A 10,990-nucleotide genomic window follows, 5' to 3' on the forward strand; every position below is an offset into this window, starting at 1 on the left:
CCGTAATGTTAGATTAGTGTTTTTAAAATACCTGTTCCACTTCACGAATACCGGGCACTTCTTCAACTAGTGCACGTTCGATACCCGCTTTTAAAGTGATGGTAGAACTCGGGCAGCTTCCGCATGCACCCATCAGACGTAGACGCACAATTCCTTCTTCGACATCTACCAATTCCACATCTCCACCGTCACGAAGTAAAAATGGACGCAGCTTATTCAGTACTTCTTGAACTTGAGATTGCATAAGCGATCTTCCCCTTTCTCATACTCACATTATAAATCGTATTCATGTAAAAATCTATCTATTGGTTTTAATTTCTCTATGGCTTTATTCTCTTTTATGTTCTCGCACCAATTGTCGCCGAGCGGCTCGCCTCCGCCTTTGACTCTTTGGCATCCAGCTCCGGCTCCCAGCAACTCGTGTACTTCCTTCACCTCCGTACGATAAGGCAACATCAAATCGCTAACGCTCTTTGTGTCTTCTTTATCTCCTCCGGTTTAGTCAAGTCCAATCGTCGCTATGCGGTCGCCTCGCCTTTGAATGGCCAGCTGCAACGCTCGGTGTCTAGTGAACCTCCGGATCCTTCCTACGATAAGTCAACATCGATTCGCTCCGCTCTTCGTGTTTCCTTTATCTCGTCCGGGTCCGTCCAGTTCATACGCCACTAACCAAGCGCTTTTGCTTTTCTCAGTATTGAGAACTATTTTCATTTTATCTTTTTTTAGTTATTTTGTAAAATGGTATTATAGGTACAGAACAATTGTGGAGGCGGTTACATGAAAAAGGACCCTGTACAGCTTATTGTTTATGGAGCTGATCAGATATGTGCAAGCTGTGTAAATTCACCTGGCTCAAAAGAAACGTATGAATGGCTGCAGGCTGCCATTTCCCGAAAATATGGAGAAGATGGCATAGAGTATCAGTACATCGATATTCACTCCGAGCAGGAGGATGACATCCACCAGTCATATATTCAACAGCTGCTGGAGGATGAATTATTTTATCCCCTTGTTGTATTGGATGATGAAATAGTCGGGGAAGGGAATCCTAGGTTAAAAACCATCTTCCAGGTGTTGAACGAAAAGGGGTTTCAGCCTATTTCCTGATACCTTAGTGTTGTCCTATCAAAACAGGATATGCTAATATTGATGGTTAGTGGGGGGTTCATCTAGGTTAAAGAGGTGACGAAGATGAATCCAATTATTGAATTTTGCATCAACAATTTAGCAAGTGGTTCTCAAAAGGCAATGGAAGAGCTGGAAAAAGATCCAGATCTTGATGTTATAGAATATGGGTGCTTAAGTCATTGTGGTCTTTGCGCTCAAAGTTTGTTCGCTTTAGTCAATGGAGAGCGGGTAACGGCAGATAGTGCTGACGAGCTTGTGGAAAATATTTATCAGCACCTAGAAGAGAATCCCCTTTTTTAAGTGCCCGTTCTACTATTTGATAAGCAGCAGAAAGCCGTGCACCAGCTGTGCGGCTTATTTTTATATCATAACCAGATGAGGAAGTGGCTGCCATGGAAATACCGTTTATTAAGATGCACGGACTAGGAAATAATTACGTATTTGTGGATACATTTGAATTTAATTTAGCAGAAGAAATCTTACCTGCACTCGCCAGGAAGGTGTCAGACGTTTATACCGGCATCGGCTCCGATGGTCTTATCTTGATTCATCCTAGCGACCAAGCGGAAGTAGGAATGCGTATCTTTAACAAAGATGGATCAGAAGGTCGTAATTGTGGTAATGGACTGCGATGTGTTGCTAAATATGCCTATGAATATGGCATTGTGAAAGATACATCTTTTACTATCGAAGCAAAGTCAGGTGTGGTGGATGCTTCGGTGACAGTTGAAGCCAAAAAGGTTTCCAGCATCACGATAGATATGGGTAAACCTGCTTTGCTCCGCTCTCAAATACCTATGGCTGGTGAGGAAAAGGAGCAGGTAGTAGCAGAGTCATTTCAAGTCAGTCATCATCCGCTTGAATTGACTGCTGTTTCGATGGGAAATCCCCATGGGGTTTTCTTTGTAGAAGATATTCAAACCGCTCCATTATATGAATTGGGCCCGATCATTACGGAAGATCGACGTTTTCCAGAAGGAATCAATGTAGAATTCGTTGAAGTCGTTTCAAAAGATGAGCTGCATTTCCGTGTGTGGGAGCGGGGGTCTGGGGTGACCCAGGCCTGTGGTACGGGGGCATGTGCTGCTGGAGTGGCTTCTGTATTGAACGGTTATTCTGATAAAAATTCTGAAATCCTTGTACATTTGAGTGGAGGCGATCTTGTTATCAGGTGGGATGATGATGACAGAGTATGGATGACAGGACCTGCCGACATAATAGCTACAGGTACTTTTTATTATTAATCCAGCATGTTTGAATGATACGGATGATATTTAGTATACTTATTATATCGATAAGAAAGGGGAGACACGGATGATTCTCAATATTACGGATGCTGCCAGCTCGCAGATCCAGGAAATGATGAAGGAAGAAGAATCAGATAACATTCGTCTGCGTTTCGGTGTCAAAGGTGGAGGCTGCAGTGGATTATCATACGCAATGGGGTTTGAAGAAGATATCAATGAAGAGCTTGATGTTTTAGAAGATAATAATGGCATTCCTGTTGTCATCCATCGTCAGGATGTGCCGATTATTGAAGGCACTACCATTGATTTTAAACAAAACATGATGGGCGGAGGGTTTACGATCGATAACCCGAACGCAATTGTTTCCTGTGGTTGTGGTTCTTCGTTCAAGACAGCTACAAATGCAGGTACGCCTGACGAAAACTGCTGACCCTGCTATTGAACATGAAACTATAATTTATAAATGTAAAAGCCGCGCCTATTAAGGGCGCGGCTTTCTGTTTGTTTATGTTCTATTGGCCAAACATGCTCGTAGAGTGCTTCGGTTGCACCCGAGCGTCTGGATCCATATATGCTTTAGCATTGTTCACAGCTGTTGGGCCTTCACCGAAACCTGAAGCAATCAATTTGACTTTACCAGGATAAGTGCAAATATCGCCGGCTGCGTAAATACCAGGGATGTTCGTTTCCATTTTAGAATTGACGACGATACTGTTTTTTTCTATTTCCAAATCCCATTCTTTGATCGGACCTAAAGAAGAAATGAACCCATAATTGATGATAAGGTCATCAATATCTGTCGTTTCGACACGGTCGCCTTTCACTTCTTTTAACACAACCTGCCTGATGCAATCATCACCGATCACTTCTTGTGGAGAAAATGGTGTTTTCACATTGACTTTAGAGTCCATCAGTTGTTCGACGCTATGTTCATGGGCGCGGAATTTATCACGCCGGTGTACAAGCGTTACTTCCTCTGCAATCGGTTCTAGCATTAACGCCCAGTCGACAGCAGAATCTCCGCCTCCGCAGACCATCACTTTCTTGCCTGCGAATTTATTCATATCGGGCACGTGGTAATGAAGGTTGACTCCCTCGTAATCGGAACAATTCGGAAGCTCCAGTTTACGCGGGCTGAACGCGCCATTACCAGCTGTAATAATAATTGTTCTGGAATAATGCTCTCCCTTTGTTGTGGTCAGTTTGAACGTGTCATCTTCGAGACGTTCAATTTTCTCTACAGATTGATCAAGAGAAACAGTTGGATTGAATGCCATTGCCTGTTCCTTCAGATTATCAACCAGTTCTTGAGCTCTGACTTTAGGAAAGCCTGCTACATCATAGATGTATTTTTCTGGATATAAAGCCGTCAGTTGTCCGCCAAGTTCTGGAAGACTTTCAATGATATTGACACTTGCCTGCCTCATACCGCCATAAAAAGCAGTAAACAAGCCGACTGGTCCTCCCCCGATGACCGTAATGTCATGTACTTGATTGCTCATAACTTTTCCCCCTATTCCAACTAAATTGTTGCAACCTTTTCCATTTTATCATAGAATTACACCTTTTGTGATTTACCCTGCCGATTATGTCGTTTAAGAACAGAATTCTTAAGATTCGGATAAATTGAGAAAGGGTTGAAAATTATTTTAAAAGGGTCTAAGATGGTGACTAGAAAAAAGTTATTACGATTTTGTGACAAAATATCATAGAATTTGTGTTCTTTTTTTATGGAAGCGTGTGTGAAAACAGTCACATACATGGTATATCTCTACGTAACAGAGTAGGAGATCATGCAGAAAAATACTAATTGGAAGTGATAATCATGAAGAAACCTAATATTGTCATCTTAGGTGCAGGTTATGGCGGTATCATGACTGCTGTCAAATTACAAAAAAGCATGGGCGTTAATGAGGCGAATATTTCTTTAGTAAATAAACACAGCTATCATTATCAGACTACTTGGCTACATGAAAATGCAGCAGGTACGCTGCATCATGATCGCACACGTATCCAGATTAAAGACGTCATTGATACCAGTAAGGTTAATTTCTTACAGGATACTGTCATCTCTATCCAGCCAGATGAAAAAAAGGTAACCTTGGAGAACACAGCACTTGTCTATGATTACCTTGTCATTGGATTAGGCTTTGAAGCAGAAACTTTTGGTATTCCTGGTTTAAAAGAGCATGCGTTTGGTATTAAAAATATCAATAGCTCCCGACTAATCCGTCAACATATCGAATATAACTTCGCAAAATATAATAATCTAAAGAATCCAGGTGAAGAGCTTCTGAATATAGTAGTAGGCGGCGCTGGATTTACTGGTATTGAATTTGTCGGTGAACTGGCGAATCGTGTGCCTGAACTATGTAAAGAATATGATATTCCGCGTGAAAAAGTGAGAATCATTAATGTTGAGGCTGCCCCAACAGCACTTCCTGGTTTTGACCCTGCTCTGGTAGAGTACGCGATGAACTCGTTAGAATCCCGTGGTGTTGAATTTAAAATTGGTGCGATGATTAAAGAAGTCACACCTGAAGGACTTGTCTATGAGAAAGATGAACAACGTGTAGAAATTCCTTCTAATACAGTGGTATGGGCTGCCGGCGTACGAGGCAACTCCATTGTAGAAGAGTCTGGTTTCGAAGCGATGCGCGGCCGGGTCAAGGTACGCGAAGACATGCGTACTCCTGATTATGATGATGTATTTGTAGTCGGAGATTGTGCTTTGATTATCAACGAAGAAACTGACCGTCCATACCCACCTACTGCTCAAATGGCCATTCAGCAGGCAGACACAGTTGCTCATAACGTCAAAGTACTGGCTAGAGGTGAAAAAGAGTTAGAACCATTCGAGCCTAACCTTCAAGGAACAGTAGCTTCTTTAGGCCATGACGATGCGATCGGCGTAGTATTTAATGACAAAAAACTGTTCGGTTGGTCTGCTTCCGTAATGAAAAAGGTCATCGATAACCGCTACCTCCTAAAGCTTGGCGGAATCGGACTCTTGCTTAAAAAAGGTAAGTTCAATATTTTCCGTTAATTCAAGGCAAAGGCGGTTATCCGCCTTTGCTTTTTTCTTGAACTCATAATAAAATGTAGATTGGAAATCAGCTTGTAAAAATTTCAGCCTGGGTGGTCGTTAAGATAACCTTATGTACTTCATAGAGGGGGAGCATTTTGGATTTTGTTCAATTAGTAATAGGAATAATTTTATACTTTGTGTTGTTTTTTTCGATAGCTTTCATTTTGAATATGTTGTTAAGGTCGACATGGTTCATGGCTGCCGTTTACCCGGTAATTATCTTTTTGATTGTCGATGATTTTTCCATGGGAAAATATTTCACAGAACCTTCTTGGGCTTTCCCGAAAGTGCTTGGCATGATTACCGAATTGAAACTGTTTGATATTTTGATTTTATCTGGTGGATTTGCTGGTACAATTGCAGCGGGGATTGTTATCCGAATGCTCAGGAAAAGTGGTTATCAAATGTTTTGATGATTATTCACCTTCTTGCTTATCACAGCAGGGAGGTGTTTTTAATATTCGTTGACGCTTTTGATCATATGAATAAATTCTGGACTCATTGGACATGATGACACCGAGAGAGGTGTTAGTAATGAAATGGAAAAAATGGATATTCAGAGTTGTATTCAATTTATTATTTGTGGGGGCGTTGTATACAACGGCTACGAACATATCCAATGTCTCAGCTGGTGATTTGAAATTATGGTTTACTGAAGAACATCAAATGGTCTCATTAGAAAGCAATATGCTGGATCATAGAAATACTGCATTAAATGAAAAATCTTTGAAACACAAACTTCCAGATCAACAGTATATAAGCAATGCATCTACAGGAATGCCGAAAACACTGGAGGATACAGTAGACCTGGAGAAATATCCTAGCACCACTGTAGTAGCTACTGGTTATACAGCAGGAGTAGAATCTACAGGTAAAAACCCGGACCATCCTGGTTATGGTATCACTTATTCTGGCATTAAAGTGAAAAGAGATTTATATTCTACGATTGCTGCTGATTTGGATGTGTTTCCTATTGGCACGATTTTGTTTATACCTGGATATGGTTATGGTGTTGTGGCCGATAAAGGCTCTGCGATCAAAGGGAATAAAATTGACCTTTATTACAACACCGTCGATGATGTGTATACTCAGTGGGGGAAACAGACAGTCGATGTTTATGTGATTGAAGAAGGGGACGGAACATTGACAGAAGAACAATTCCACGATTGGAATAATGATGAAGCATTACAAGTGTTCAGAGAAGATATACTGAAAAATTAAGTAAAAGCCCGTCTGTATGTACATACAGACGGGCAATTTTTATTAGAAAATAGTGTAGTATAAAATAATACTTAACAAAATTCCGGTAACGCCGCCGAAGAAAACCTCAATTGGCTGATGACCAAGCAGCTCCCTCAGTTCTTCCCGTTTTTCGAATTCTTGCTTTTTATTCCATAATTTGGCTTCATCAACGATTCGATGAAAATCGCTCATCAGTAAATTCAATACGATTGCCTGTTCACCGGACTGTCTTCGAACGCCGGTCGAGTCGAACATGACTATAATACTAAAAACAGCGGCTATTCCGAACATAGAGGAATCGAAACCTTCTTGCAGCCCTACAGCTGTCGCTAATGCTGTCACTGCTGCAGAGTGGCTGCTGGGCATACCGCCTGTACTGAAAGCGAGTCCAGGGTTAAAATGTCTTGTCGCAATCATGCGGATGGGCACTTTGACCCCCTGTGCGAATAAAATTGCCAGGATAGCAGCCCACAATGGGAAGTTATAAAGCAACTCCATATTATCCAGTCATCCTTTCCAGCTTGTAAGACTATAAATTTTAATGTTCCCTTTGATATGATAGATGTAACATGAATTTTGCAACCAATGGAGGCCGGCCATGTGCAATTCATATCCAATGGCTTATTATGAGTTTTTCATCTCCTTCAATGAAGGAGATTATTATACGTGCCATGATCTGTTGGAAGATATTTGGCTGACAGATCGCAGTAATCTTTTCATTAAGGGATTGCTACACTTTTGTGTAGCACTATATCACTATAGTTATGGCAATTTGAAAGGTTCAAGGTCTATGCTACTGACGGCCCGCCAATATCTGTCACGATATGATGGTATTCATTGGGGGATAACGATAAATGAGGTGATTTCTTATATAAATGATTGCTTGACTATTATATCACAACTTCCAATAGAAGATGCCCGTGATGTATGGTCTTCGCTTCCTTGTTTACCGCAGTTCTATTTGTATCTGGAGTAAGAAAAAAGAGAAAGAAGAATTCATGTATACTAATATTTGGAGGTGCTGTGCAATGTTCAAAGTGCGTAAATCTTTATTGGAGCAAGACGAGGCATTGGTAGTAGGGTTGTTTCATGAAAATAAAAACCAGCAGCCGATTTATCAGATGCTCAATGACAATTTTGATGAAAATCTGGATACATACGTGAAAAGCAATGATATTTCTAATCATTATAAAGCCGTGTCCAAAATTCTTACTTATGGAAAGGTGCCAGCCAAACGTGTTTACTTCCTTGGGCTTGGAAAAAAGAAAGAATTGACGAAGCTCAAATTGAAGAAAGCATTCGGTAGTTTATTCCAGCAACTACAAAAGGATGGACTTACCCAGGCGGCAATAGCTTATGACAGTTTTTATCTCGAACAGATACAGGATGGCGAGACGGCGGAAGTTCTGGCAGAGGCTATGGTAATGGCAACCTACCATTTTTCTCATTACAAAACGAGCAATTATCGATCAGAAAAAGTGATTGATGATTTGACATTAATAACGGAACAGGAAGAAAGTGGATTACTGCATTCACTTGCAGTGGGCGAAGCTTTCGGCAAAGGCGCCAACACTGCAAGGTATTTGGTACACTTACCTGCCAATCTATTGACTTCCAGTGTTATGGCTGAGTTTTCTCTCACTCTTGCGGACGAGCATGGATTTGAAGCCGAAATTCTCGAGAAAGAAGATATGCAGCGATTAGGTATGGGGGCATTGCTCGCCGTCAATCAGGGTTCAAAAGAGCCACCTAAAATGATTGTGTTGAAATACCAGGGGCTCTCTGAATGGAAAGATGTTGTGGGACTGGTAGGAAAGGGAATAACATACGATACAGGAGGCTACTCGATTAAGTCTAAGACCGGTATGCCAGGTATGAAAGGGGATATGGGTGGTGCAGCAGCTGTTTTAGGAGCCATGGATACGATAGGAAGGTTGAAACCTTCGAAAAACGTAGTGGCAGTAATTCCCTCAACGGACAATATGATTTCCGGTAGCGCATTCAAGCCGGATGATGTCATCACATCTTTAAGCGGAAAAACGATAGAAGTACTGAATACGGATGCAGAAGGAAGGCTGGCTTTAGCAGATGGTATCACTTATGCTAAACATCATCGTGCGGTTAAGTTGATTGATGTTGCCACATTGACAGGCGGCATGGTTACAGCGCTCGGAGAATGGATGACAGGAGCGATGACCAACAACCAGGAATTTTATAACCAGGTAACACGTGCGGCAGATAAAGCGGGAGAGCCGATGTGGCTATTGCCTTATAATGAAGATTACCAGGAACAAGTAAGATCCAGCAGTGTAGCAGACCTCAATAATTCACCAACGAGAAAAGCTCACCCGATCATGGGAGGAGCTTTCGTAGCTGAATTTGCTGAGGAGACGCCTTGGGTGCATATTGACATCGCTGGTACATCAGTAGCTGAGTCTGGGCATGAGCTTGGTCCAAAAGGACCTACGGGAGTAATGGCAAGGACCCTGGCTAATTTTATAGTATCTGATTAAAAAAAGGTTTGGTTCCTATAGGAGCCAAACCTTTTTAAAATTATGACTTAATGGCAGCTTCTAATGCTACTTCGATCATATCGTTGAAGGTAGTCTGTCTTTCTTCAGCAGATGTTTCTTCACCAGTCAAAATGTGATCACTGACAGTCAATACAGATAGTGCCTGGCGGTTGTATTTAGCTGCCAGCGTATAAAGGGCAGTTGTTTCCATTTCTACCCCAAGTACATTGTAGTCAGCTAATTGGTTGAAAAGATCCATAGCATTATCACGATAGAAACTGTCACTTGTAAAGACATTTCCTACCCGAAGTTTCAAACCTTTTTCTTCACCGGTATCATAAGCATTTTTCAATAGTGTGAAGTCAGCTGTTGGAGCATAGTCAATGCCGCCGAATACCATGCGATTCATTTGAGAATCAGTGGAAGAAGTTGATGCCAGGATGACATCACGCACTTTGACGTCTTTTTGCAGCGCTCCGCATGTCCCGACACGGATCAGTTTCTTCACGCCATAACTTTCCATTAATTCATTAATGTAAATGGAAATCGAAGGTACCCCCATCCCTGTTCCCTGCACAGAGATTCTTTCTCCTTTATAGGTGCCTGTATAACCATACATGCCGCGGACTTCATTATAACAGACCGCATCTTCTAAGAAATTTTCAGCTATATATTTTGCTCGTAAAGGGTCGCCGGGAAGCAGAATCGTTTCGGCAATATCTCCTTGCTTTGCGCCAATATGTACACTCATTTCATAACCTCCGTCGTTCATATTGTATTAGTACAAATCCAAGTTATCATAGTACCTTTCCAAAAACAAACTTAGCGCCTTCAACAAGTGTCATGACAACATTTTGTCACATCTTATGAAGCGATATTCATTCACACAACTTTCAAAAAAATCTTCATTTACTATGCTGAAAGCGTTTGAAAAAAGGTAAAATAGAAATATAAGGAGGGGGTTGTGATGCGAGGCAATTCTACTGTCGCTATCCAAGGCTGGCTGAGCGGATTGGAAGCAGAAAAGCAAGCCCTGTTAACAGAAATGGATGTAGAAATGAATGGACTGCCAGATGGAAGTAAACAAGAGGAATGGTTGACAGAGCAGCATAGAAAGCTGGAACAAATAGAAGCATTGATTTTTGCCACTCAAGCGAATTTAAGCCTTTGCCGCCGGAAAGTCCGTTGACACGGGCTTTTTTCTTTTGGCTCTGTTAAATCTCAGTGGTGATCTTACACTTAAGCTCCCTTTATATGAAGACTCAGTTTCGAGAGAAACAGTTTCCGTTACAGTTGAGAATCTCTGGAGGTCCGGGAAATCACTCGCTTTCCATGGGCATGTGGTGAGCTTCCTCAGGCTTCGCCTTGCGGGATCTCACCGATCATGTTCCTCCCACAGGACTTTGAATAAACACCGCACGAAGGAAATGCGTAGCATTTTCGAGGAGTCTCACCATTTTCCCAGCCACCATACGATTGTAAGAATCTCGAAACTCCTCTCAAGAATAACGTTCTTTTGAAGCAGAAAGTACGTTTATTCCGGAGTTGTATAACCTTCCTTAACATATTAAAGAAGGTTATACATAGGCGATTTCGAAAACTTTATATAGTAAGGGGAGTGGGGGAAGGGTGAGACTCCTGCGGGAAAGGATAGACTGGCAAGACCCCGCAGAGCTTTGCAGTGCACCCCTATTGTTGGACACTCATCTGACAATAGGAGGTGCTCTTATGAGCCAGTATACCCCCGAAGAAAAACTACACATTATTAAACG

General features: G+C 41.7%; 15 protein-coding genes. 10 read left to right on the top strand and 5 right to left on the bottom strand.

The features are described 5' to 3' along the window. Positions 1 to 22: 22 nt before the first annotated feature. Together BLV00_RS16265 and BLV00_RS16270 are read right to left on the bottom strand one after the other, a co-directional pair. Positions 23 to 244 carry a NifU family protein gene (locus tag BLV00_RS16265; RefSeq protein WP_028783582.1) on the bottom strand — a complete coding sequence of 74 codons (222 nt, stop codon included), beginning with the start codon at positions 242 to 244 and terminating at the stop codon, positions 23 to 25. Positions 245 to 273: 29 nt separating this feature from the next. Further along, positions 274 to 456: a hypothetical protein gene (locus tag BLV00_RS16270; RefSeq protein ID WP_093046023.1), complete on the bottom strand. Its 183-nt coding sequence runs from the start codon at positions 454 to 456 to the stop codon at positions 274 to 276. 321 nt (positions 457 to 777) lie between these two features. Here BLV00_RS16270 and BLV00_RS16275 point away from each other — a divergent pair, with 321 nt between their 5' ends. The 4 genes from BLV00_RS16275 (at position 778) to BLV00_RS16290 (ending at position 2,805) form a co-directional block, all read left to right on the top strand. After that, positions 778 to 1,107 carry a YuzD family protein gene (locus BLV00_RS16275; protein ID WP_093046024.1) on the top strand — a complete coding sequence of 110 codons (330 nt, stop codon included), beginning with the start codon at positions 778 to 780 and terminating at the stop codon, positions 1,105 to 1,107. Positions 1,108 to 1,191: 84 nt separating this feature from the next. Further along, positions 1,192 to 1,428 carry a YuzB family protein gene (locus BLV00_RS16280; RefSeq protein WP_028783580.1) on the top strand — a complete coding sequence of 79 codons (237 nt, stop codon included), beginning with the start codon at positions 1,192 to 1,194 and terminating at the stop codon, positions 1,426 to 1,428. Between the two features lie 92 nt (positions 1,429 to 1,520). After that, positions 1,521 to 2,372 carry a diaminopimelate epimerase gene (gene dapF, locus BLV00_RS16285; RefSeq protein ID WP_093046025.1) on the top strand — a complete coding sequence of 284 codons (852 nt, stop codon included), beginning with the start codon at positions 1,521 to 1,523 and terminating at the stop codon, positions 2,370 to 2,372. Between the two features lie 70 nt (positions 2,373 to 2,442). After that, positions 2,443 to 2,805, top strand: a complete 363-nt coding sequence (locus tag BLV00_RS16290) for a HesB/IscA family protein (RefSeq protein ID WP_093046026.1) — start codon at positions 2,443 to 2,445, stop codon at positions 2,803 to 2,805. Between the two features lie 82 nt (positions 2,806 to 2,887). Here the strand turns inward: BLV00_RS16290 and BLV00_RS16295 are convergent, their stop codons facing one another. Beyond that, positions 2,888 to 3,877 (bottom strand): NAD(P)/FAD-dependent oxidoreductase, encoded by a 990-nt coding sequence (locus tag BLV00_RS16295; RefSeq protein WP_093046027.1) that lies wholly within the window; start codon positions 3,875 to 3,877, stop codon positions 2,888 to 2,890. A 323-nt stretch (positions 3,878 to 4,200) separates the two neighbouring features. Here BLV00_RS16295 and BLV00_RS16300 point away from each other — a divergent pair, with 323 nt between their 5' ends. From BLV00_RS16300 to BLV00_RS16310, 3 genes are all read left to right on the top strand, one after another. Then, positions 4,201 to 5,421, top strand: coding sequence for an NAD(P)/FAD-dependent oxidoreductase (locus BLV00_RS16300; protein WP_093046028.1), 1,221 nt, complete (start codon positions 4,201 to 4,203; stop codon positions 5,419 to 5,421). Between the two features lie 137 nt (positions 5,422 to 5,558). Next, positions 5,559 to 5,876: a YuiB family protein gene (locus BLV00_RS16305; RefSeq protein WP_093046029.1), complete on the top strand. Its 318-nt coding sequence runs from the start codon at positions 5,559 to 5,561 to the stop codon at positions 5,874 to 5,876. Positions 5,877 to 5,997: 121 nt separating this feature from the next. Continuing rightward, the gene (locus BLV00_RS16310; protein ID WP_093046030.1) at positions 5,998 to 6,684 is read left to right on the top strand and encodes a 3D domain-containing protein; all 687 of its coding nucleotides are present in this window, start codon (positions 5,998 to 6,000) and stop codon (positions 6,682 to 6,684) included. A gap of 42 nt (positions 6,685 to 6,726) precedes the next feature. Here the strand turns inward: BLV00_RS16310 and BLV00_RS16315 are convergent, their stop codons facing one another. Further along, on the bottom strand, positions 6,727 to 7,203 hold the full coding sequence (locus BLV00_RS16315) for a divergent PAP2 family protein (protein ID WP_093046031.1): 477 nt from the start codon (positions 7,201 to 7,203) through the stop codon (positions 6,727 to 6,729). Positions 7,204 to 7,321: 118 nt separating this feature from the next. Between BLV00_RS16315 and BLV00_RS16320 the strand changes: the two genes are divergently transcribed. Then, a complete protein-coding gene (locus tag BLV00_RS16320; protein ID WP_425441699.1) occupies positions 7,322 to 7,681 on the top strand; it encodes a DUF309 domain-containing protein in 360 nt (119 codons plus the stop codon). Positions 7,682 to 7,733: 52 nt separating this feature from the next. Next, entirely contained in the window at positions 7,734 to 9,218 is a 1,485-nt protein-coding gene (locus BLV00_RS16325; protein WP_093046033.1) for a leucyl aminopeptidase, read from the top strand. Positions 9,219 to 9,258: 40 nt separating this feature from the next. On the opposite strand, the gene deoD is transcribed toward BLV00_RS16325, so the two are convergent. After that, complete coding sequence (deoD, locus tag BLV00_RS16330; protein ID WP_093046034.1) at positions 9,259 to 9,969, bottom strand: purine-nucleoside phosphorylase; 711 nt, start codon at positions 9,967 to 9,969, stop codon at positions 9,259 to 9,261. 216 nt (positions 9,970 to 10,185) lie between these two features. Here deoD and BLV00_RS16335 point away from each other — a divergent pair, with 216 nt between their 5' ends. Next, positions 10,186 to 10,407 carry a hypothetical protein gene (locus BLV00_RS16335; RefSeq protein ID WP_093046035.1) on the top strand — a complete coding sequence of 74 codons (222 nt, stop codon included), beginning with the start codon at positions 10,186 to 10,188 and terminating at the stop codon, positions 10,405 to 10,407. The last annotated feature ends 583 nt before the right edge of the window (positions 10,408 to 10,990 follow it).

The sequence above is a fragment of the Thalassobacillus cyri genome (assembly GCF_900107755.1).
Classification (GTDB): domain Bacteria; phylum Bacillota; class Bacilli; order Bacillales; family Halobacillaceae; genus Thalassobacillus; species Thalassobacillus cyri.

What these genes read in the sequence shown, in the direction of transcription:
- deoD (WP_093046034.1), bottom strand. Translation starts at nt 9,969, where the DNA reads ATGAGTGTACATATTGGCGCAAAGCAAGGAGATATTGCCGAAACGATT.
- BLV00_RS16290 (WP_093046026.1), top strand. Translation starts at nt 2,443, where the DNA reads ATGATTCTCAATATTACGGATGCTGCCAGCTCGCAGATCCAGGAAATG.
- BLV00_RS16275 (WP_093046024.1), top strand. Translation starts at nt 778, where the DNA reads ATGAAAAAGGACCCTGTACAGCTTATTGTTTATGGAGCTGATCAGATA.
- BLV00_RS16280 (WP_028783580.1), top strand. Translation starts at nt 1,192, where the DNA reads ATGAATCCAATTATTGAATTTTGCATCAACAATTTAGCAAGTGGTTCT.
- BLV00_RS16295 (WP_093046027.1), bottom strand. Translation starts at nt 3,877, where the DNA reads ATGAGCAATCAAGTACATGACATTACGGTCATCGGGGGAGGACCAGTC.
- dapF (WP_093046025.1), top strand. Translation starts at nt 1,521, where the DNA reads ATGGAAATACCGTTTATTAAGATGCACGGACTAGGAAATAATTACGTA.
- BLV00_RS16325 (WP_093046033.1), top strand. Translation starts at nt 7,734, where the DNA reads ATGTTCAAAGTGCGTAAATCTTTATTGGAGCAAGACGAGGCATTGGTA.
- BLV00_RS16310 (WP_093046030.1), top strand. Translation starts at nt 5,998, where the DNA reads ATGAAATGGAAAAAATGGATATTCAGAGTTGTATTCAATTTATTATTT.
- BLV00_RS16335 (WP_093046035.1), top strand. Translation starts at nt 10,186, where the DNA reads ATGCGAGGCAATTCTACTGTCGCTATCCAAGGCTGGCTGAGCGGATTG.
- BLV00_RS16300 (WP_093046028.1), top strand. Translation starts at nt 4,201, where the DNA reads ATGAAGAAACCTAATATTGTCATCTTAGGTGCAGGTTATGGCGGTATC.
- BLV00_RS16270 (WP_093046023.1), bottom strand. Translation starts at nt 456, where the DNA reads ATGTTGCCTTATCGTACGGAGGTGAAGGAAGTACACGAGTTGCTGGGA.
- BLV00_RS16315 (WP_093046031.1), bottom strand. Translation starts at nt 7,203, where the DNA reads ATGGAGTTGCTTTATAACTTCCCATTGTGGGCTGCTATCCTGGCAATT.
- BLV00_RS16320 (WP_425441699.1), top strand. Translation starts at nt 7,322, where the DNA reads ATGGCTTATTATGAGTTTTTCATCTCCTTCAATGAAGGAGATTATTAT.
- BLV00_RS16265 (WP_028783582.1), bottom strand. Translation starts at nt 244, where the DNA reads ATGCAATCTCAAGTTCAAGAAGTACTGAATAAGCTGCGTCCATTTTTA.